This window comes from Billgrantia bachuensis (assembly GCF_011742165.1).
GTDB classification, from domain to species: Bacteria; Pseudomonadota; Gammaproteobacteria; order Pseudomonadales; family Halomonadaceae; genus Halomonas; species Halomonas bachuensis.
The window spans coordinates 1-17,734 of record NZ_JAAQTO010000066.1 but is presented as its reverse complement, the minus strand read 5'-3'; the positions used below and the strand labels follow the sequence as shown (position 1 = coordinate 17,734).

The 17,734-nt window shown below is 63.6% G+C and carries 22 protein-coding genes; 12 read left to right on the top strand and 10 right to left on the bottom strand.

From position 1 onward, the window contains the following. The 4 genes from HBJ55_RS21575 to HBJ55_RS21560 all read right to left on the bottom strand — a co-directional run. Nucleotides 1-411 (bottom strand): acyltransferase family protein (locus HBJ55_RS21575; protein ID WP_167120145.1); only part of this gene is annotated, 411 nt, incomplete at its 3' end. A gap of 214 nt (nt 412-625) precedes the next feature. Then, nucleotides 626-1,483 (bottom strand): protein phosphatase 2C domain-containing protein, encoded by an 858-nt coding sequence (locus tag HBJ55_RS21570; RefSeq protein ID WP_167120142.1) that lies wholly within the window; start codon nt 1,481-1,483, stop codon nt 626-628. Further along, entirely contained in the window at nt 1,473-2,456 is a 984-nt protein-coding gene (locus tag HBJ55_RS21565; protein WP_338072066.1) for a kinase, read from the bottom strand. The genes HBJ55_RS21570 and HBJ55_RS21565 overlap by 11 nt, the downstream gene beginning before the upstream one ends. 29 nt (nt 2,457-2,485) lie before the next feature. Then, on the bottom strand, nt 2,486-3,154 hold the full coding sequence (locus tag HBJ55_RS21560; protein WP_167120139.1) for a vWA domain-containing protein: 669 nt from the start codon (nt 3,152-3,154) through the stop codon (nt 2,486-2,488). 197 nt (nt 3,155-3,351) lie between these two features. On the opposite strand from HBJ55_RS21560, the gene HBJ55_RS21555 reads away from it, so the two are divergent. Then, the gene (locus tag HBJ55_RS21555; RefSeq protein ID WP_167120136.1) at nt 3,352-4,284 is read left to right on the top strand and encodes a tetratricopeptide repeat protein; all 933 of its coding nucleotides are present in this window, start codon (nt 3,352-3,354) and stop codon (nt 4,282-4,284) included. Between the two features lie 58 nt (nt 4,285-4,342). Here HBJ55_RS21555 and HBJ55_RS21550 read toward each other — a convergent pair whose 3' ends face one another. Beyond that, complete coding sequence (locus tag HBJ55_RS21550; RefSeq protein WP_167120133.1) at nt 4,343-5,521, bottom strand: MalY/PatB family protein; 1,179 nt, start codon at nt 5,519-5,521, stop codon at nt 4,343-4,345. Between the two features lie 36 nt (nt 5,522-5,557). Between HBJ55_RS21550 and HBJ55_RS21545 the strand changes: the two genes are divergently transcribed. The 8 genes from HBJ55_RS21545 to HBJ55_RS21510 all read left to right on the top strand — a co-directional run bounded on the left by HBJ55_RS21545 (nt 5,558) and on the right by HBJ55_RS21510 (nt 10,315). Next, on the top strand, nt 5,558-5,992 hold the full coding sequence (locus tag HBJ55_RS21545) for a hypothetical protein (RefSeq protein WP_167120148.1): 435 nt from the start codon (nt 5,558-5,560) through the stop codon (nt 5,990-5,992). Between the two features lie 36 nt (nt 5,993-6,028). Next, nucleotides 6,029-6,850, top strand: a complete 822-nt coding sequence (locus HBJ55_RS21540; protein WP_167120131.1) for a hypothetical protein — start codon at nt 6,029-6,031, stop codon at nt 6,848-6,850. A 70-nt stretch (nt 6,851-6,920) separates the two neighbouring features. Further along, nucleotides 6,921-7,334 (top strand): acyl-CoA thioesterase, encoded by a 414-nt coding sequence (locus tag HBJ55_RS21535; RefSeq protein ID WP_167120128.1) that lies wholly within the window; start codon nt 6,921-6,923, stop codon nt 7,332-7,334. Continuing rightward, the gene (gene ybaK / locus HBJ55_RS21530; protein WP_167120125.1) at nt 7,331-7,801 is read left to right on the top strand and encodes a Cys-tRNA(Pro) deacylase; all 471 of its coding nucleotides are present in this window, start codon (nt 7,331-7,333) and stop codon (nt 7,799-7,801) included. Before HBJ55_RS21535 ends, ybaK begins: the two co-directional genes overlap by 4 nt. An 88-nt stretch (nt 7,802-7,889) precedes the next feature. After that, nucleotides 7,890-8,219, top strand: coding sequence for a hypothetical protein (locus HBJ55_RS21525; protein WP_167120122.1), 330 nt, complete (start codon nt 7,890-7,892; stop codon nt 8,217-8,219). Continuing rightward, nucleotides 8,191-8,712, top strand: coding sequence for a DUF501 domain-containing protein (locus tag HBJ55_RS21520; RefSeq protein ID WP_167120119.1), 522 nt, complete (start codon nt 8,191-8,193; stop codon nt 8,710-8,712). Before HBJ55_RS21525 ends, HBJ55_RS21520 begins: the two co-directional genes overlap by 29 nt. A gap of 66 nt (nt 8,713-8,778) precedes the next feature. After that, nucleotides 8,779-9,333 (top strand): LOG family protein, encoded by a 555-nt coding sequence (locus HBJ55_RS21515; RefSeq protein WP_167120116.1) that lies wholly within the window; start codon nt 8,779-8,781, stop codon nt 9,331-9,333. Between the two features lie 10 nt (nt 9,334-9,343). Beyond that, entirely contained in the window at nt 9,344-10,315 is a 972-nt protein-coding gene (locus tag HBJ55_RS21510) for an NAD(P)H-quinone oxidoreductase (protein ID WP_167120113.1), read from the top strand. A 10-nt stretch (nt 10,316-10,325) separates the two neighbouring features. On the opposite strand, the gene HBJ55_RS21505 is transcribed toward HBJ55_RS21510, so the two are convergent. Further along, a complete protein-coding gene (locus tag HBJ55_RS21505) occupies nt 10,326-10,829 on the bottom strand; it encodes a hypothetical protein (RefSeq protein WP_167120110.1) in 504 nt (167 codons plus the stop codon). A gap of 60 nt (nt 10,830-10,889) precedes the next feature. Beyond that, nucleotides 10,890-11,408, bottom strand: coding sequence for a tetratricopeptide repeat protein (locus HBJ55_RS21500; RefSeq protein WP_167120107.1), 519 nt, complete (start codon nt 11,406-11,408; stop codon nt 10,890-10,892). Between the two features lie 243 nt (nt 11,409-11,651). On the opposite strand from HBJ55_RS21500, the gene HBJ55_RS21495 reads away from it, so the two are divergent. Beyond that, entirely contained in the window at nt 11,652-12,683 is a 1,032-nt protein-coding gene (locus tag HBJ55_RS21495; RefSeq protein ID WP_167120104.1) for an NADP(H)-dependent aldo-keto reductase, read from the top strand. 125 nt (nt 12,684-12,808) lie between these two features. Further along, a complete protein-coding gene (gene yaaA, locus HBJ55_RS21490) occupies nt 12,809-13,588 on the top strand; it encodes a peroxide stress protein YaaA (RefSeq protein ID WP_167120101.1) in 780 nt (259 codons plus the stop codon). A gap of 4 nt (nt 13,589-13,592) precedes the next feature. Here the strand turns inward: yaaA and HBJ55_RS21485 are convergent, their stop codons facing one another. Beyond that, nucleotides 13,593-14,168, bottom strand: a complete 576-nt coding sequence (locus HBJ55_RS21485) for an isochorismatase family protein (RefSeq protein ID WP_167120098.1) — start codon at nt 14,166-14,168, stop codon at nt 13,593-13,595. 100 nt (nt 14,169-14,268) lie between these two features. Between HBJ55_RS21485 and HBJ55_RS21480 the strand changes: the two genes are divergently transcribed. Next, the gene (locus HBJ55_RS21480; protein WP_167120096.1) at nt 14,269-15,063 is read left to right on the top strand and encodes a Tim44 domain-containing protein; all 795 of its coding nucleotides are present in this window, start codon (nt 14,269-14,271) and stop codon (nt 15,061-15,063) included. Nucleotides 15,064-15,066: 3 nt separating this feature from the next. Here HBJ55_RS21480 and HBJ55_RS21475 read toward each other — a convergent pair whose 3' ends face one another. Together HBJ55_RS21475 and HBJ55_RS21470 are read right to left on the bottom strand one after the other, a co-directional pair. Next, the gene (locus HBJ55_RS21475) at nt 15,067-17,013 is read right to left on the bottom strand and encodes a methyl-accepting chemotaxis protein (RefSeq protein ID WP_167120093.1); all 1,947 of its coding nucleotides are present in this window, start codon (nt 17,011-17,013) and stop codon (nt 15,067-15,069) included. Between the two features lie 125 nt (nt 17,014-17,138). Beyond that, nucleotides 17,139-17,339, bottom strand: a complete 201-nt coding sequence (locus tag HBJ55_RS21470; RefSeq protein ID WP_167120090.1) for a hypothetical protein — start codon at nt 17,337-17,339, stop codon at nt 17,139-17,141. Nucleotides 17,340-17,734: the final 395 nt, after the last annotated feature.

The window sequence follows — 17,734 nt, the reverse complement described above, 5'->3', positions numbered from 1 at the left end:
CAGGGGAACCTGGTCGGTGGGGCCGTCGAAATAGCCTCCTGTCGTTGCGATAAAGTAGTAATTGGCGAAGAACGCGATGGAAGCGAGGGCGGATTCCGCCAAGCTCTGTTGCTGCCCGATGGGGGTGAGGAGAACATAGCCAAGGACAAGCGAGGAGATGAGCACGACGACCATAGCCGGCATCAGTCGCCGGACGCGACGGCCGTAAAAGGAGAGAAGGCTTATACCGCCGGACTCCTCCAACTCTCTTATCAGCAAACTCGTGATCAAATAGCCCGATATGACGAAGAAAACATCTACGCCTATGAACCCGAACCCAAACCCTGGTATCCCGGCATGGTAGGCGACCACCAGGATGACGGCTATCGCCCTCAAGCCATCGATATCCGGCCTGTACTGCGGCTTCGGCATCGCTTCCTCCATCCTTGGGGGTCTTCACTCGCAGTGTGATGTCACATCTCTTCTGGTTCGCCGATAGCGAGCCGCACCTGACATCGCGGCAAGTCGACGGCTTCCGCGAACTATACAGGTAGAGCATAGCCTACGGAGGGCATACCTCTTACTGCCTCGGCTTTCGACGACCCTTCCGGCACGGCACCGCCCACGCGCAGGCTCCAGCGACGCCTCACGGTGCCTTCATATTCCTGGCCAGCAGGGCAATGCTGCGATCGTCGCCGCTGGTGCCACGGCAGAACTCCTCGCTGTAGAAGCGGCGCACCAGGTCGCGCTGGCGCAGTCGTCCCTGGCGCAGGGCATCGAGCCAGTGGCTGAGCTGCCCCGAGACCTGCTTACCGTCGAGCGAGACCAGCTTCTCTGCGGCGCCATCGCTCAGCAGAGCGATGCCGGTCAGGGCGGCCGCCGATTCACAGCCATGCTGCGTCTGCTCGAAGGTCAGGCGCTCGTCGACGAAAACCGTCTGATTGGCGAATTCACCCTTGCCGCGCCCACCGAGGATGGAAAGGTGCGGAGCCAGCCCGGGCTCCTCTCCCTCCCGCTCCGTAACGGGTGTCGCGCGCTCCAGCACGATTTCGCCATCCCCCACCTTGAGCCATATCAGCCGTGAATGTCCCGCGACGACGAGCAACAGGGTACAGCGCAGGTCCCGGACCGGCCGGCGCAGCTCGGCCGCAAGATCCTCGAGCGTGCCCTGGGCATGACGCACCAGCAACGCGGCTAATTGGCGTACGGCCTCGGGGTCTGGCTCGGCGTCGGCATCGAGCAGCCAGGCCAACTGCACCTCCAGAGTATCGGCCAGACGCAGCATGGCGGCGACAAGGGTGCGGGCGCCCAGGTCAGAAGCCGGAGAGCTGCCCGCACCGTCGGCCACCGCGAGCATAGGCCGAGGGCTCGAGGCGGCGCCAGCGGCATCCTGGCATGGCAGCGGCGGGATGCCTTCCAGATGGCTCAGCCCAGTAGTGGCGACGTAAAGCGCCGACCAGGTCGACATCGGTTCGCTATGGGAGAGATTCGGCTCAGCGGGCATGTAGCACCTGCGAACGCTGCGAGCGACCGGGCTTGGCCAGCTGCACGGCACACTGGCCAGTCGTCATTGCCTCACGGTAATCACTCAATGCGGCATGCCACTGGGCCAGCGTGGCCCGCTGAATGGGCGCATCGGCCCCTACCGTGAAGGTAGTCACGAACATATCGCGAATGGTGTCGGGTAGTTCACTCCAGAGTTCGTACCACACGCCCTGGGGCACGTCGCGCTGGCCGCGGCCGTAGGCGAAGTTGCCGCGCCGCAGGTTGCGCACCGGGTCGTCGCCTCCGACGATGTCGTAGGGGTGGCGCCCCAGCATCAGGCACTTGAACAGCACGATGGCGAGTGAAAAGGCCTCGCTGCGCGGCGAACGCACGATATGGCGGAAGGAGACGCCCTGATGCTCCTTGGGCGTCATGTCGGGGCTGCCCACGGGACAGGGATAGAAGGTCCCATCGACACGCAATTGGTAGCTGTCGCAGTCGATCAGCGTCACCTGCTCGGACGCAGGGACACAGAAGACATTGTTGAGGTTGTAGTCGCCGATGCAGACCCCGGCTTCGTGCAACTGCTGAACGATCTCGACGAAGCGGATCAGGTAACCGACGATACGGCGCCGATCGAGACCGGGAAAGTAGCGCTGACAGAGCAGGGCGTGGGCGAGAAAGCTCATCTTTACCCCGCGCGCCCGGTACATGGCGAACCCGATCCAGCGGTGCCGCTCGTCGAATACCCGGATCAACGGCCAGCAAACGTCGCGGGTCATGTGGGCATCGCGCAGGCTGCGCATGGCCTCGACCTTGCGGTGAAGTTCCTCGCCGCGTTTTTCGAGTACCTCGGGGTAGTACCACTTGACGATCACGTCGAGACGATCGCGCAGGGCGAAGATCTCGCCCTCCCCTCCGCGCTCGAGACGCTTGCCGAGCCGGCGCTCCTTGCCCTGCGAATCCGTCACTACCAGTGCGCGTGCCAACACTCGGCCTCCTTCGTCGTCGCGCATCCGTGCTAGATGCTGTCCCAACTGTCCGTCGGCGGCAGCTTGACCTGATCGGTAGTCGACGACGACGCCGAGACGCGACTCATGCTGGCCGAGAGCCACAGGAAGAACTCACGAAACTTCAGCCCTTCGAGGCGCTTGGCCGGTCGGGTGGAGAAGGCACTGAGCGCCTCGAGATCGGCCTCCTCGACACCCACCGGCACGACCACCAGCTTGCGCTGCTGGGCCAGGGTGCGCGCCCTCACCGAAGCTGCCTGCCACTGGTCGGTCGGCACACCGTCGCTGATTACCACGAGCCAGGGCTGGTAGTAGGCCACCCCTGCCTTGCGATAGGCCGCGGTGCGCTCCTCCAGGCGATCCAGCGCCAGCTCCATGGCACCGCCCAGTGGCGTCAGGCCGGAGGCGGTGAATTGGCGGCACTGTGAGATGTTCATGGCAGTGGTGAAGGGCAACTGTTCCGTCACCTTGCCCCCGGCGGTGATCACCCCGAGCTCGACCGAGCAGGCGGCCATGTCGTCTTCCTGAATCGCCGAGATGAAAGCCTGAACGCCTGCGTTCAACTCGCGAATCGGCGGGCCGAACATCGACGCGGAGGTATCCAGCACCAGCATGCAGGCGCACCGCGGAGAAGGGTTGTCGATCAGCTCGCTATCGCCATTCAGTCGGTACGTTGCCATCCCACGGGTCCTCTTGTCTGAATGCCCGACCCCGATACGGCCGAACGTAGACGAGACTATCACAGCCCTGGGGTTGATGCCGCGCCCACGGCGACCCGCTGGCCAACGCGACGACGAAGCTAGCATCCGCCCCTTGAATCCCGCGGCCTTTACCCGCATCTTTCGAACAAACTCACCTTTCGTGCAAGGCCGTTTCCATGTCCATCGTCGACCCTCGTAATGGCGCCCCGCTAACGGCGCCTCAGGAATCTCCCTCAACATCGCAGGAGGCGGCACCCAGCGATGAACAACTGATCATCGACGTCGATCGCGACAACATCCAGCAGTTGCTGGAATTCTCGATGCAGGTGCCGGTGCTGCTCGACTGCTGGGCACCCTGGTGCCAGCCGTGCAAGGCGTTGATGCCGATTCTCGAAAAACTGACCCGGGAGTATCGCGGCACCTTCATCCTGGCCAAGCTCAACATCGAGGAGAATCAGGAGATCGCCGCCCAGCTCGGCGTTCGCTCGGTGCCGGACGTCAAGCTGATCAGTCAGGGCGGGCTGGTGGATCACTTTCAGGGGGCATTGCCCGAGAAGGAGATCCGCGAATGGCTGTCACGCTACTTCCCCGCACCAGAAGACGCTCCGGTCAGCCCCGAGGATCAGGCCGCCGAGGCCTTGGCCCAGGGCGACGCCGCCACGGCCCGCACCCTTTATGAGCAGCTCGTGCAGCAAAGCCCCGAGCACTACCCCTACCAGGTGGAGCTGGCCCGGGCGCTGGTCGCGGAAGACCGCAGTGAAGAGGCGCTGACCCTGCTGGATAACCTGCCACCCGAAGAGCGCGACTCAGCGCCGGCACGTGGCGTGCGCGCCAGCATCGAGTTCCGCAAGGAGGCGCCGAGCGACGAGGAATTGGCTGCATTTGCCGGCCGTGACGACAGCGAGGCCAACTTCAAGCGTGCCCTCCGTCAGGTCGCCGATGGTGATTACGAGGCCGGGCTGGAGGGACTGCTCGGCGTGATGCGCAAGGATCGTGGCTACGGCGACGACGTGGCACGTCTGACCCTGCTGCGAGTCTTCGATGCCCTGGGCGCCGACCACCCCTTGACCGTCACCTATCGTCGCAAGCTGTTCACGCTGCTGTACTGATCGCGTACCGCTCCGCCGCTGGCGGCGGCCCCGAGGGGCCGTCTCAGTGCGTGCTACATTATCCCTTCAGTACCGTATCGAGGCGCTTCAGGGCCTCTTCGAGCTGTAATGCAGTGGTACCGAAATTGAGCCGCACGAAACCCGGCCAGCCAAAATCGGTGCCGTCGGAGAGCGCTACGCCCGCCTGCTCCATCAGTACTTGCTGAGGCGAACCCTCACGGTGTGCCAACCCTTCGGCATGGCGCAGATCGAGCCAGGCGAGGTAAGTGGACTGGGGGACGCTCATGCTTACGCCCGGCCACTGGGCGACGCGCTCGACCAGAGCCTGGCGGTGACCACGCAGCACCTCGAGCAGCGCCCGACGCCAAGGATTGCACTGGGCATAGGCCACTTCGGCGGCCACCAGCCCCAGCACGTTCACGTCGGGCATCAAACCCCGCGTTGCCGCGGCGAAGCGTTGCCTCAGCAAAGCATCTGGAATCACCGCACAGGCCGCGGTGAGGCCGGCGAGGTTGAAGGTCTTTGAGGGCGCCCACAGCGTGATGATTCGCGCCGCAAGCGCCGGAAAGGCTGCCGCCAACGGCCGATGAACGACCCCGTCGTCGAGCAACAGGTCGCAGTGCAATTCGTCGGACACCACCAGCAGGTCGTGACGCTCGACCAGCGCCGCCAGGCCGGTCAGTTCCTCATGGCGCCATACGCGACCGGTGGGGTTGTGCGGGTGGCACCACAACAGCAGCCGCGTTTCGGGCGTGATCGCCGCCTCCAGCGCCTCCAGATCGAGCCGCCACGGTTCGCCTGGGGCGTCCGGCTCACCCAGTGGAGCCTGCTGGGCGAGCCGCCCGGTACGCTCGGCCACCTTGAGGAAAGGCGGATAGATCGGCGTAACGGTCAAGACCCCCTGCCCTGGCTCGGTCAGCGCCAGGCTGGCCAGGTGCAGGGCCGGCACCACGCCGGGCAGCCACAGCTGCCACTCCGGCTCGATCGCCCAGTCGTATTGCCGCGCGCTCCACTCGCAGAGCGTACGCTTGAGACTGTCGGGCACCAGCCCATAACCGAACACGCCATGATCGACCCGCTCCTGCAGCGCCTCGATTACTTCGGGAGGGGAACGAAAATCCATGTCGGCCACCCACAGCGGCAGGATGCTGGCATCATAGCGATGCCACTTCTGCGATGGCCACTCACCCCGATCGGGGTGGCGACGCTCGATAGGCGTGGCAAAATCGAACTCCATGTTCTCTCCTCGGGAAGCAGCAGTATGAGCAAGACCATGCCGCAAAGCGGCTTCTATGCCAAGGTACGTCGGGGCATGCCGGCGCTGATCGACCAGTGGCTCGAGCTCGGCCAGGGCGATCCGGACCGCCTCGCGCTGATACTGGCCGAGACGGCACGAGTGGCTCGCCTGGGCGAGCCCGAGGCCACTCCCGACGGGGCAATGCTTGAAGCATGGCGCCAGCCAGAGGCAGGGGATCGCATTCCGCTGTGGGCGGCACGCACCGCCGCCTTCCTGCTGATCCAGATGCCGGCGCGCCCGCTACCGAAGAGTGACGACGAGGCTTGCGCCTGGGCCTACTGCTGGTTGCGTAACCGCGAGTTTGCCAGTGCCGACGAGGCGCGCGTCGCCTTGCCCACCCACCTGCAGGAGGCGTTGACCCACGCGGTGGGAGCCGCCTGGGCAGATCGCCAGGGCTTGCGCCTCATCTAGTGGTTTTTAGGGCCACTTTCACCAAGGAATAAGCCAATGGATGTTCCTCTGAGCTGGCAGTTGGCCAAGCTCGCGGTATCGATCGGTATCGTGCTCGGCCTGTCGGTCGTTGCCGAACGCGTCAGTACGCGGGTGGCCGGTCTGCTTTCCGGCTACCCGCTGGGTACCGCCATTGCACTGTTCTTCATCGGCCTGGAGATCTCGCCGGGCTTCGCCGCCGAGAGTGCCGTATTCAGCCTGGCGGGGTTCACCGCCACCATGGCGCTGGGCGGCGGTTACCTGGTTTGCGGACGCCGCGACGGCCTCGTCGGCGTACTCGCCGGCACGGCGGGCGGCCTCAGCGCGTGGTGGCTGACAAGCCTTGTGCTGACGCGCTTCGAATTCGACCGCCTGAGCGGCACCCTGGTGACGCTGGTTGCCATCTTTGCCTTCACCTGGCTCTATCGGCATGTGCCGGAAACCCGTGTCACGATGCGCCACGACAGCTCACGCTGGAAGCCGCTTGCACTTCGCGCCGGGCTGGCCACCATCATCGTCTTCGTGGTTACCGGCTTGGCGCATGTGTTGCCGGCCTCCTGGGCCGGCATGCTGGCGGCGTTTCCGATCTCGATGTACCCATTGCTGGTGATCCTGCACCTTACCCACGGCGCCGCGCCGGCCGCCACGGTGATCAAGCATTACCCGGCCGGCCTGGGCGCACTGCTCTGCTATGCGCTCTGTGTATCGCTCACCTATGCCACCCTGGGCCTGCTGTGGGGCACCCTGGCGGGCTTCGCCGTGGCCACCATGTGGCTGCTGGGCTGGATGCGCCTGCAGACCTGGCACGGCGCGAGACAGAGGAGCAGACACTTGACCTAGCGTTTGCTCGGGGCAATGCTGTTAGCCTGCCAACGACACGCCACAAGACCAGAGTGATAGAGGAATCCCCATGTTCGTGCGCACCATCGAGCCGGCCTTCTACGACACCGATGCCCTCGGGCACGTCAACAATACCCGCCTGCCCGCCTGGTTCGAGCTGGCCCGCAACGATCTGTTCCGCCTGTTCACGCCTGACCTGGATCCACGCCAGTGGCGGCTGATCATGGCGCGCATGGAGATCGATTATCGCGCCGAGCTGCACTACGGCAGCGATATCGAGGTTCGTACCTACGTCTCGCGGCTGGGCAACAGCTCCTTCACTGTGACTCAGGAAGCGTGGCAGAAGGGCGAGATGACCAACCTGGGGCATACCGTGATGGTGCACTTCGATCACGACACCAAGCGCGCCGTACCCATCGAGGGCGAACTGCGCGCAGCGCTCGAAGCTCACCTGCAGCCGATCGCGGAGCCGGCCGACGCATGACCCCGGCCGTGAAGGCGCTGGAGCGCGGCGGTGCAGCCTACGAGTTGCTCAGCTATGAGCACGACCCGCGCGCACCGGCCTACGGCGAGGAGGCTGCAAATGTCCTGGGGCTCGATCCGCACACCGTGTTCAAGACTTTGATCGTCCGCCTCGACGACGGCCGTCTGGCGGTCGGCATCGTGCCGGTCACCGGCCAGCTCGATCTCAAGGCGCTGGCCAAGGCAGCCGGGGCTCGTCGTGCCAGCATGGCCGAGGCAGCCGAAGCCGAGCGAGCTACTGGCTACGTGCTGGGCGGCATCAGCCCTCTGGGGCAGAAGAAGCGTCTACCGGTCTTTCTCGATAGCAGCGCCGAGGCACTCAGGCGGCTGCATGTCAGCGGCGGACGTCGCGGCCTGGAGATCGCCCTGGCGCCTGCCGATCTGATTCGCCTTTGCCAAGCGTGCCTGGCCCCGCTGGCACGCACCTGATCCCGCATGAGCCGAATACGGTCTCATGTGGTCCAAGCCCCATGACCCGGTAGAACGACGGGCCATTCATCGCTGGCAGGAGTCCATCATGGCCATCCGCTACAATCTCTGGCTCGATCCCGATAACGTGGCCCAGCACCGCGCCGTGGAAGCCGATCTGGAGCGCTACTTCATGGAGCGGTTCGCCGACTACCCGCATATCCGCTTGTTCGGCGCCGACCCCTACGATTATGATGCGCCGTTCAATCGCCTCTACGACGTGCTGATGGCACGGGCCAACGAGTACTGCGAACGCCAGTGGCGTGGCTACGTGCCGACGCCCGAGCAGCTCAACCGGACCTTCTTCCGCGCCGTGGGCCGCTCAAACAAGTTCGTAAGGGACCCCGCCGATGGTGATCCAGACCGACCAAATGCCTGACGCCCAACAGTTGGCCATCATCGCCGAGCAATTGGGCCGTGCTCCTCGCGGTATCGAGACAGTCGCGGCCGTTGATGGTGAAGGCACCCCGCTGGTACTGCGCATGGCGCCCATCGTCGACGGCAAGCCGTTTCCCACCCTCTACTGGCTCTGCTCCGAACGCCTCAAGGTCGACATCTCCCGTATCGAGGCCAATGGTGTCATCAAACAGATCGAAGCAAGGCTGCGGGAAGACACCGCTTTTCTCTCTGCCTACCATGCCAGCCACCGCGATTACGTGGACACCCGCTGGCGCCACATGAGCGCAGCGCAGCGTCATGAAGTCGAGCGGCTCGGCTACGAGGATGTACTGCGCGAGCGCGGCATCGGCGGTATTGCCAACTGGGGCCAGGTGCGCTGCCTGCATACCCAATACGCTCATCACCTGTGCGGCAACAACGTCATTGGCCAGTGGCTCGACGCCGAGTTCGCCGTGGCCGACTGCCTGCCCTGACGCTATTTTGATGCTTTCGAAGCCAATCCTTGACGGCTAGGATAGTAGCTTGTCAAGGAGAAGCGCATGTCGAAATTCTGTGTCTACCTGGGCTCCCGCAATGGCCGGGATCCTGCCTTTCTTGAAGCCACCCGAGCCCTCGGGCATGAGCTGGCCGCGCGCGGTCATGGCCTGGTCTATGGTGGTGCCCGTATCGGCCTGATGGGTGAGCTGGCCAACGCCGTACTGGCCGGCGGCGGCGACGTGATCGGGGTGATGCCCGATCACTTGGTGGAGCGCGAACAGGCCCACGAGGGGCTACCGACGCTGATACGCGTGAACAACATGCACGAGCGCAAGGCAAGCATGGCCGCTCACGCTGACGCCTTCATCGCCTTGCCCGGCGGCATCGGCACCTTGGAGGAGCTGTTCGAGGCCTGGACCTGGCAGTATCTGGGGCTTCACGACAAACCCATCGGCGTTCTCGATACCGCCGGCTTCTACTCCCCCCTGCTGACCTTCCTCGACCAGACCGTGGAGCATGGCTTCCTCAACGCTCGCACCCGGACCCAATTGATCGATGCCGAGGATCCCACCGCCCTACTGGATGCACTGGAAGCCCGACTCGCCGAAACCATCTAGGAGGCCGCCCATGCATGCCATCGCCATTGAGCAGAAGCGCCTGTACTGGCGTGATCAGCCCGCCCTGGAAGGTCCCGCCACCGGAGAAGTCCGCCTGCGCGTCGCCTGGGCCGGGGTCAATCGCGCCGATCTGATGCAGCGCGCCGGACACTATCCTCCCCCTCCCGGAGCCAGCGATATTCCGGGGCTGGAGGTCAGTGGCACGGTGACCGAGGTCGGTCCAGGCGTCGATGGCCTGCGCCCCGGCGATAGGGTCTGCGCTCTGCTGGCGGGAGGTGGCTATGCCGAGGAAGTGGTGGTCGACACGCGGCAGGTGCTGCCGCTACCCGAAGGACTCGGCCTGCGCGAATCAGCCGCTCTGCCCGAAGTGTTCGCCACCGCCTGGCTCAACCTTTTCATGGAGGGCCAACTGGCTTCCGGGGAGCGTGTATTGCTGCACGCTGGCGCCAGTGGCGTTGGCACCGCAGCAATCCAGCTCTGCCGGGCCTTCGGCTACCCCTGCTTCGTCACGGCGGGCAGCGACGCCAAGCTCGCCGCGTGCCGTGAACTGGGGGCCAACGGCGCCTTCAATCGCCATGAGGGTAGCTTCGTGGATGCCGTGAAGGCCTGGGGCGGTGCCGATGTGATACTCGACCCGGTAGGCGCCTCCTATCTCGCCGACAACCAGCACGTGCTCAACGCCGACGGCCGGCTGGTGCTGATCGGTTTGATGGGGGGACGCCGTGGCGAACTCGACCTGGGGCGCATGCTGATGAAGCGACAAAGGTTGATCGGTTCGACCCTGCGCGCCAAACCACCCGCAGCCAAGGGCGTCATTCTCAACGCGCTGATCGAGCATGTCTGGCCACGCCTGGCCAGCGGCGAGATCCGCCCATTGATCGACCGCAGTTGGCCGATCGACGAGGCAGAGGCGGCCCATGACCATGTCGAGCGGGACGCCAATATCGGCAAGGTGCTGCTCGCTGTGAGCGGTGAAGGGTAAGCGCGCCGCGTCAGCTGCCCGGCGCAGCCTGGTCGAGGGTACGCTGATAAGTGAGCTGCAGCAGGCGGGCATCCTCTCCGGCGCGATGACGATGGATGCCCAGTTCCTTGACCAGCAACTCGCGAGTCCTGTGCCAGACGACAAGCTGCGGCTCGCTGAGCAGGATGCGCAGCGCCTCGAGACGGAAGGCAGGCAGCATACCGGCATGGTGAAACAGTAGCGACAGCCAGGTGTTGTCATAGCCCCAGCTGTCGCTATAGGCAATGCCGATCTCGTTCAGTTCGTCATTGAGCCAGCGCGCCACCTGAGCCACGGGCAACCCTTCGCGCTGCAGACGCGCCCGGGAGATTCCATGCAGCAGCTCGGCCTTGGGGTCCCAATGCGTCCACTCCTCCAAGGGTTGGATGAGGAAGGCGCAGCAGCTGCCGTCGGCCCGTGCCAGGCCGATCTCGATGGGGTAGCTACCGCGCCCGAACCCGGACGCCTCGATATCCAGCAGTGTCGGCAGCGTCACGAATGGGCGTGTCCTCGAAAGCAGGGCCGCATGGCAGGGGCCGTGGAAGGGGAAGAAGGGTCAGTGTCGGGCCTGGACGCCGTTGCTGTCCAGTTCCTCACCTTCCAGTCCAGCATGGCGGTCGGGCAAGGCCTGCCAGTGCCCAGCCTGAACGGCATCCACCGGCAACCCTAGCTCGCCGAGGCGATAGGCCTTGGCCAGACGCAGCGCGGCGAGTGAGTGGCCGGCTTCGCCAGCGCGCGCGTACCAGGTCACGGCACGCTCCTCGCGGCGAGGATACTGAGCGCAGCCATGCTCTAGAATTCTTCCCGCCTGATACTGAGCCTTGAGATTGCCCGCCTGTGCCGCCTCGAGAACGTAGCGTGCACCGCGCGCCTTGTCCTGCGGGCTGACGCCGCGCTGGAACAGCATGTGCCCATAGAGCGACAGCGCCGCAGGGTGACCGGCGTCGGCGCAGCGCTCGAAGAGATGCATGGTCAAGCGCTGGGTACGCGGGGAGCGTGGTAGCCAGCGCGTGTGGAACAGTTGTTCCGCAAGACGATATTCGAGCCGGATGAACAGTGATGATGCCTGCGTCATTGTGCAAACAACCTTGCCTGTGCTTGAAGCTGGCCACATGACGTTGTGCTCACACCCTGTGATCTTCGTCATGGCCTGTCTTGAGCTCGCCGCGGGACTCCGCCGGGCCGCTGAGGGTCGCCAGCATACGCTCGCCCCGGCGGCGACTCAACCCCCGTGATTTGCTGCCTGGATAGGCCTCGGCTAGCATGGCTTGGATAAGCCACGAGAACGCTTCCGACCCTACCTCATACAGGAGCGATGATGCAGACGCGATTGCTTGGCGACACGGGCATCGAGGTCAGCCGCCTGTGCCTGGGCACCATGACATTCGGCGAACAGAACAGCGAAGCCGAGGCCCATGAACAGCTCGACCGCGCCGTAGCCTTCGGCATCAATTTCATCGACGCGGCCGAGATGTACCCAGTCCCGCCCCGCGCCGAGACACAGGGCCGTACCGAGGCCTACATCGGTAGCTGGCTCAAGCGACGCGAGAGCCGCGACGATGTCATCATCGCCACCAAGGTCACTGGCCCCCGGATGGAACATATTCGTGGCGGCTCACGCCTGAGCCGCGAGCAGATCCATCAAGCCATCGATGCCAGCCTCACCCGGCTGCAGACCGATTACGTCGACCTCTATCAGTTGCACTGGCCCGAGCGTTCGACCAACTATTTCGGCAAGCTGGGCTACGAACATGACGAAGAGGAGGACGCAGTCGCGCTGGAGGAGACTCTCGCCGCACTCAAGGAGCTGGTGGAGGCCGGCAAGGTGCGTGCCATCGGCCTCTCCAACGAGACGCCCTGGGGAGTAATGAAGTCGCTGCAACTGGCCGAGCGCCTGGACCTGCCACGCGTCGCCTCGATCCAGAACCCCTATAACCTGCTCAACCGCACCTTCGAAGTCGGTCTGGCCGAGATCGCCCAACGCGAAAACGTGGGACTGCTGGCCTATTCACCGCTGGCCTTCGGCGTGTTGTCGGGCAAGTATCTCGACGGTGCGCGTCCGGAAAATGCTCGCCTGACGCTCTTCGAGCGCTTCCAGCGGTATACCTCGCCGCTTGCCGAACAGGCCACCCGTGCCTATGTCGGCATCGCCCGCGAGCACGACCTGGACCCCGCCCAGATGGCGCTTGCCTTCGTCAATTCGCGCAGCTTCCTGACCAGCAACATCATTGGCGCCACCACCATGGAACAGCTCGAGGACAATCTCGCCAGCGAGTCGCTCAAGCTCGAACAGAGCGTGCTCGACGCCATTGATGAGGTGCATCGCCGCATTCCCAACCCCTGTCCCTGAATAACATTGTCAATTTGGCGTTCCCGCCATGGCTCGGGGCTATCGTTGCGATAGCCCCGGTACTGCCGCGCGACTGATATAATCGAGCCTTTCCCGACTCGTCTCTTTAGGTACAGGAGTACTCCATGCTGAGCGTGATCTCGCCTGCAAAAACGCTGGACTTCGAGACGCCGGCCACCACGGCCATCCACTCCCAGCCGGACTTTCTCACCCATAGCCAGCGGCTGATCACCATCCTGCGCGACTACTCTCCGCAGCAGCTCAGCGCACTGATGGGAATCAGCGACAAGCTGGCCGGCCTCAATGCCGCCCGTTTCGCCGAGTGGCGGCCGCCCTTCACCCCGGACAATGCCAAGCCGGCGGCACAGGCCTTCCAGGGGGATGTCTACATGGGACTCGAAGCGGCCACCTTCAGTGACGACGACAATGCCTTCGCCCAGCGACACCTGCGCATCCTCTCGGGCCTGTACGGTCTGCTGAGGCCGCTCGACCTGATCCAGCCCTACCGCCTCGAGATGGGAACGCGGCTTCCCAATCCGGCTGGCAAGGATCTCTATGCCTTCTGGCAGGACTCCCTGACCGAAGCGCTCGACCGAGCCATCGCCGAAAGCGGTTCCAAGGTGCTGGTGAACCTGGCCTCCAACGAGTACTTCAAGGCCGTCGACGCCAAGCGACTCGACGCACGGGTGATCACGCCGATATTCAAGGACGAGAAAAACGGAACCTACAAGATCATCAGTTTCTACGCCAAGAAGGCACGGGGACTAATGGCCGCCTGGATGATCCAACAGCGTCTGGACGACCCGGAAAGGCTCAAGGAATTCGATGTGGCAGGCTATTCCTTCGACCCGGCTATGTCCGAGGGCGACACCCTGGTTTTCACTCGTCGCGAAGGCCAGCACTGAATTCCTAGAAGAAGCGCAGCGGGCGCGATGCACGCGGCTTGAGAAAACGCTTGTGAATCTGGCGAAAGCGTTCGTCGTCACAGCGGTCGAGCCACTCGTAGGCGACCATGTCGGCACTCACCGGAATGGCGCCCGCATGGACCATGCGCTCGCGAGCGAGCCTTGCCTCTTCCGCACGCCGACTGACCGTCGCCTCGCTGAGCCAATACACCTCGTAGCCCGCCTCCAGCAGCCCCAGGCCAGTCTGCAGCACGCAGATATGCGCCTCGCTACCACACAGCACGATCTGGCGCTTGTTGCTCTCCGCCAGCGCGCCGGCGAAGTCCGGCTCGGCATGGGCGTCGAAATGGGTCTTCTGCCATAGCTGATGGTCGGGCAGCGCCTCCAGTAGTCGCGGATCACTATGGCCGAGGCCTTCGGGATACTGCTCGGTGAGCCATACCGGAATGGTCAATGCGCTGGCCACGCCCCCCAACCATCCCGCCTCGGCAACAGCCTGGCCGCCCCCGTCGATCACCGGCAGCAGGCCAGCCTGGAGATCGACGATCAGCAGCAGGCTCCACTCGCTTTTAAGACGCATGGACTTCCCTCTTTTTATCGTCACTTTCTACAGCATAGCCGCTAGAATAAGGCTCCAACTTCTACCTCTTGCACCAACCTCCCCATAGAGAGATCCTTCGATGCGTCATTTCCTTGTCATGCTCATGGTTGCCGTGCTGGGCTTCGGTCTGGCCGTCGAACATGCCGAAGCCCGCCGGTTAGGCGGTGGCGGCAATGTCGGCAGCTTCTCCCGCCAGGCTACCGCCCCCAAGCAAGCCGCTCCGCCGCGCCAGGCCCAACCCAACCGGGCCGCCGGTTCGCGCATGCCCGGCATGCTGGGCGGTATGCTGGCCGGTGGCCTACTGGCAGCGCTGTTCTTCGGCGGCGCCTTCGACGAACTGCGGCTGATGGACATTCTGCTGATTGCCGGCCTCGGCTTCCTGCTGTTCCGGCTGTTGGCGCGCCGCCGCACGGCCGTGGCCGGCGGACCACAGCCGCACGCCGAATTCCATGCCTTCCAGTCGGCACCTGACGCTGCCATGAGCGGTGGCAACTTCGGCAGCCAGCCGGCCTGGTTCGACCGCGAGCGCTTCCTGTCCGGTGCCAAGGAGCATTTCATGACTCTGCAACACGCCTGGGACAACAACGACTTTGGCGGCATTCAGGAGTACGTCACTCCCGAACTCTATAATCTGCTGCGCGAGAAGCGCAGCCAACAACCGGCAAGCAACCGCACGGAAATCATGCGCCTGTTCGCTGAACTCGGCGATGTGCGCGAGGTGGGTGGTCAGGCCGAAGCTACGGTGATCTTCCACGGCGTTCTCGACGAGAACGGCGATCAGACCGAGTTCAACGAGACCTGGCACCTGACTCGCGAAGTGCGTGACGGTGCCCCCTGGTACCTCCAAGGCATCGAGCAGAACGCTGCTGATTGATTTCTACAGTTTTGCCAACGCCAAGGGTCGGTTCCGCTCCTCACGGGACTGACCTGCCGGCACCTCTACTATCTTTTCAGCCGCTTGGAGGGGCATCGCATCACGCTTCAGCTTGAATCTTCCTACCATCTCCGCCAATCGGTCTGCCTGCTCTCGCAGCTGTTCGGCAGCCGAAGTCGTCTCCTCCGCCATGGCCGCATTCTGTTGCGTCATCCGATCGAGTTCAGCCACGGCAACGTTGACCTGGCCAATACCGTCGCTCTGCTCGCCTGCGGCGTGGCTGATCTCCCCTAGCATGCAGGCGACCCGGTCAACCCCTGCCATGAGTTCTTTCATGGCATCTCCGGTTTCTCGCACCAGAGACGTGCCACCCTGCACTTTCTCGTTCGATACCTCGATGAGCTGGCGTATATCACGTGAAGCCTCGGCACTGCGGGTAGCTAATTGGCGCACCTCGCCGGCCACAACGGCAAAGCCCCTTCCACTCTCTCCAGCCCGTGCCGCCTCAACCGAGGCATTCAAGGCCAATAGATTGGTCTGAAAGGCGATGTCATCCATTACCTTGACGATATCGGCGACCCGCATGGATGCATTATGGATCTCGCCCATCGTCGAGATGACTTGTTCGACCTTGCCGGAGGTGCGCTGTGCCAGATCCGATGCCCCTTGGGAGAGGACGTTGGCTTCCTGTGCGGAGGCAGATGTATTGGCCACGGTGCCATTGATCTCCTCCATCGAGGCTGAGGTCTGCTGAAGGCTGGAAGCGGCCTGATCGGTGCGCCGTGACATGTCGTGGCCGCCATTGGCTATCTCCTGGGCAGCCAGCCGGACCGAATCGCTGCTGCTTCTCACCTGGGCTAGCACGTCGTGCATCTTGTCGGCAAAGGCATTGAACTGGTTGGCCAGCTCGGTGCTTTCATCCCTGCCTTCGACCGGCAGACGCATCGTCAGGTCGCCGTCGCCCTCAGCGACTTCCCGCATGGCATGGGCCGTACGCCGTATGGGCCGAAACAGGGCTCTTAAAAGCAGCGCGATGACAGCCAGGCTTGCCACCAGAATCAGTGCCACGCTCAGCACGACCAGCAGGACGGCACGGTTGAGATCGGCGAACAGCTCATTGCGCGGAATCTGGGCAAAGGCTACCCAGTCGGTACCCGGCACTTCGATGGCAGCTACCAGTTGCTCGGCTCCCTGGGCATCCTCTATCGTCGTGTAGCGATACCCCTCACCGTTCACCAACTCTTCCGCGATGTTGCCCCAGCCTGGCAGGTCCGCCACCGCTTCCCCGACCCGAGCCGCACCCTCGGGATGAATGCTGATAGTACCGTCTCGGCTCGCCAAGAATACGCTGCCACTCTCACCCAGCCGATAGTTGCGTATCGCCTCCGCCATGGCGTCCAGCGAAAAGCCGACGCCGGCGATCCCCACTCGCTCACCATCGGCCTCGATGACATGATTGATGAACACCTGGACCTGGCCGCCTTCGGCATCGACGTTCAACTGATAGGCCTCGCCTTCGCTGGCATCTACCAGATCGTAGAACCAATGGTCCCGATCGCGGCTCAGCGTACGCTCGACGCCATTGCCCGTGTAGTAATTGCCGCTGTGCGCCGAAACGTAGAAGACGATACTGGCACCGGTACGGTGCTGTATGTCGCGAAAGTAGTCGACTGCCTGCGTTGTCCCTTCTTCGGGCTCCCCTGCGGACAGCCAAGCCTGCAGGTAACGATTGTGCGCCAGGTTCTGGGCGGTGGTAATAGGCCCCGTCAGGGTCGCATCGATGTCATTGCGAATGCTCTCCAGCGTTGCAGGTAGCTCCGCCGCCGTGACTCGTTCAGTGACCAGGTCACCGAAAAGCCGATACTGGACGATAGTGGAGCCACCGACAATCAGTAGCATGCATAGGCAGATACAGAGCAACAGCTTCTGGGCTATCGTGAGATTAATCATGGTCTTCCCTTTGGCTGCGGCGCATCGTCAGGGGGAGACACGCCAATCCTGACCAGTAGGTCAAGATAACTATCGGCAACCAACAGGGAAACTGTAGGGCTCGTGCGGCTATTCAGGAAACAGCGTCACCTTTCCTCCTCTTCAGCGTCTTCTTCTGCGTCCTCTTCGATCTCCTCGCTAACCTCTTCGATGCTTTTTTCCACTCCCTTCATCGCCTCATCGATATTGCGCTCGGTCCTGTCACCGGGGCCCGTATCATCACAGCCCATCAGCCCAATACTCACGGCAGCCAACCACGCGGCTATTAGATTTTTCCTTGGTTGCATTCACTCTGCTCTTGGCTCGAGGGTTTCTATGAGTCTACGCTACTCGCTACCCGGTATCCGCGCCACTCGTTGCTGTATGGAGCTGTACACCTTTGTAAGGACCAATCTCGTATAGCGCACTAAGGTAACGTTTTCTGTTCTCGCTTGGTCAAGGGGAATGGCAGGCAAAAAAACCCCGGGCGCTTTGGCACTCGGGGTTTTGAGTAGGCCTGAACGACGAACCCCAGCCTCTCTCGAAGCTGGATGTCTGAAGAAGTGCCTGACGATGTTCGGGCCGGCCATCCGGCGGGCGGCGCTCCGCTACTCTCGCATGGGGGTGAGAGCGCCCGGCCCTTAGCGGCACCGCCGCGGGGTGCTCGAACGCCCCGAGCCGGCGAGGGGCCGGTCCGCGAAGC

Excerpts from the sequence above, each read along its gene's own strand:
- HBJ55_RS21570 (WP_167120142.1), bottom strand. The coding sequence starts at position 1,483 with ATGCCCGCTGAGCCGAATCTCTCCCATAGCGAACCGATGTCGACCTGG.
- HBJ55_RS21560 (WP_167120139.1), bottom strand. The coding sequence starts at position 3,154 with ATGGCAACGTACCGACTGAATGGCGATAGCGAGCTGATCGACAACCCT.
- HBJ55_RS21555 (WP_167120136.1), top strand. The coding sequence starts at position 3,352 with ATGTCCATCGTCGACCCTCGTAATGGCGCCCCGCTAACGGCGCCTCAG.
- HBJ55_RS21550 (WP_167120133.1), bottom strand. The coding sequence starts at position 5,521 with ATGGAGTTCGATTTTGCCACGCCTATCGAGCGTCGCCACCCCGATCGG.
- HBJ55_RS21545 (WP_167120148.1), top strand. The coding sequence starts at position 5,558 with ATGCCGCAAAGCGGCTTCTATGCCAAGGTACGTCGGGGCATGCCGGCG.
- HBJ55_RS21540 (WP_167120131.1), top strand. The coding sequence starts at position 6,029 with ATGGATGTTCCTCTGAGCTGGCAGTTGGCCAAGCTCGCGGTATCGATC.
- HBJ55_RS21535 (WP_167120128.1), top strand. The coding sequence starts at position 6,921 with ATGTTCGTGCGCACCATCGAGCCGGCCTTCTACGACACCGATGCCCTC.
- ybaK (WP_167120125.1), top strand. The coding sequence starts at position 7,331 with ATGACCCCGGCCGTGAAGGCGCTGGAGCGCGGCGGTGCAGCCTACGAG.
- HBJ55_RS21525 (WP_167120122.1), top strand. The coding sequence starts at position 7,890 with ATGGCCATCCGCTACAATCTCTGGCTCGATCCCGATAACGTGGCCCAG.
- HBJ55_RS21520 (WP_167120119.1), top strand. The coding sequence starts at position 8,191 with ATGGTGATCCAGACCGACCAAATGCCTGACGCCCAACAGTTGGCCATC.
- HBJ55_RS21515 (WP_167120116.1), top strand. The coding sequence starts at position 8,779 with ATGTCGAAATTCTGTGTCTACCTGGGCTCCCGCAATGGCCGGGATCCT.
- HBJ55_RS21510 (WP_167120113.1), top strand. The coding sequence starts at position 9,344 with ATGCATGCCATCGCCATTGAGCAGAAGCGCCTGTACTGGCGTGATCAG.
- HBJ55_RS21500 (WP_167120107.1), bottom strand. The coding sequence starts at position 11,408 with ATGACGCAGGCATCATCACTGTTCATCCGGCTCGAATATCGTCTTGCG.
- HBJ55_RS21495 (WP_167120104.1), top strand. The coding sequence starts at position 11,652 with ATGCAGACGCGATTGCTTGGCGACACGGGCATCGAGGTCAGCCGCCTG.
- yaaA (WP_167120101.1), top strand. The coding sequence starts at position 12,809 with ATGCTGAGCGTGATCTCGCCTGCAAAAACGCTGGACTTCGAGACGCCG.
- HBJ55_RS21485 (WP_167120098.1), bottom strand. The coding sequence starts at position 14,168 with ATGCGTCTTAAAAGCGAGTGGAGCCTGCTGCTGATCGTCGATCTCCAG.
- HBJ55_RS21480 (WP_167120096.1), top strand. The coding sequence starts at position 14,269 with ATGCGTCATTTCCTTGTCATGCTCATGGTTGCCGTGCTGGGCTTCGGT.
- HBJ55_RS21475 (WP_167120093.1), bottom strand. The coding sequence starts at position 17,013 with ATGATTAATCTCACGATAGCCCAGAAGCTGTTGCTCTGTATCTGCCTA.
- HBJ55_RS21470 (WP_167120090.1), bottom strand. The coding sequence starts at position 17,339 with ATGCAACCAAGGAAAAATCTAATAGCCGCGTGGTTGGCTGCCGTGAGT.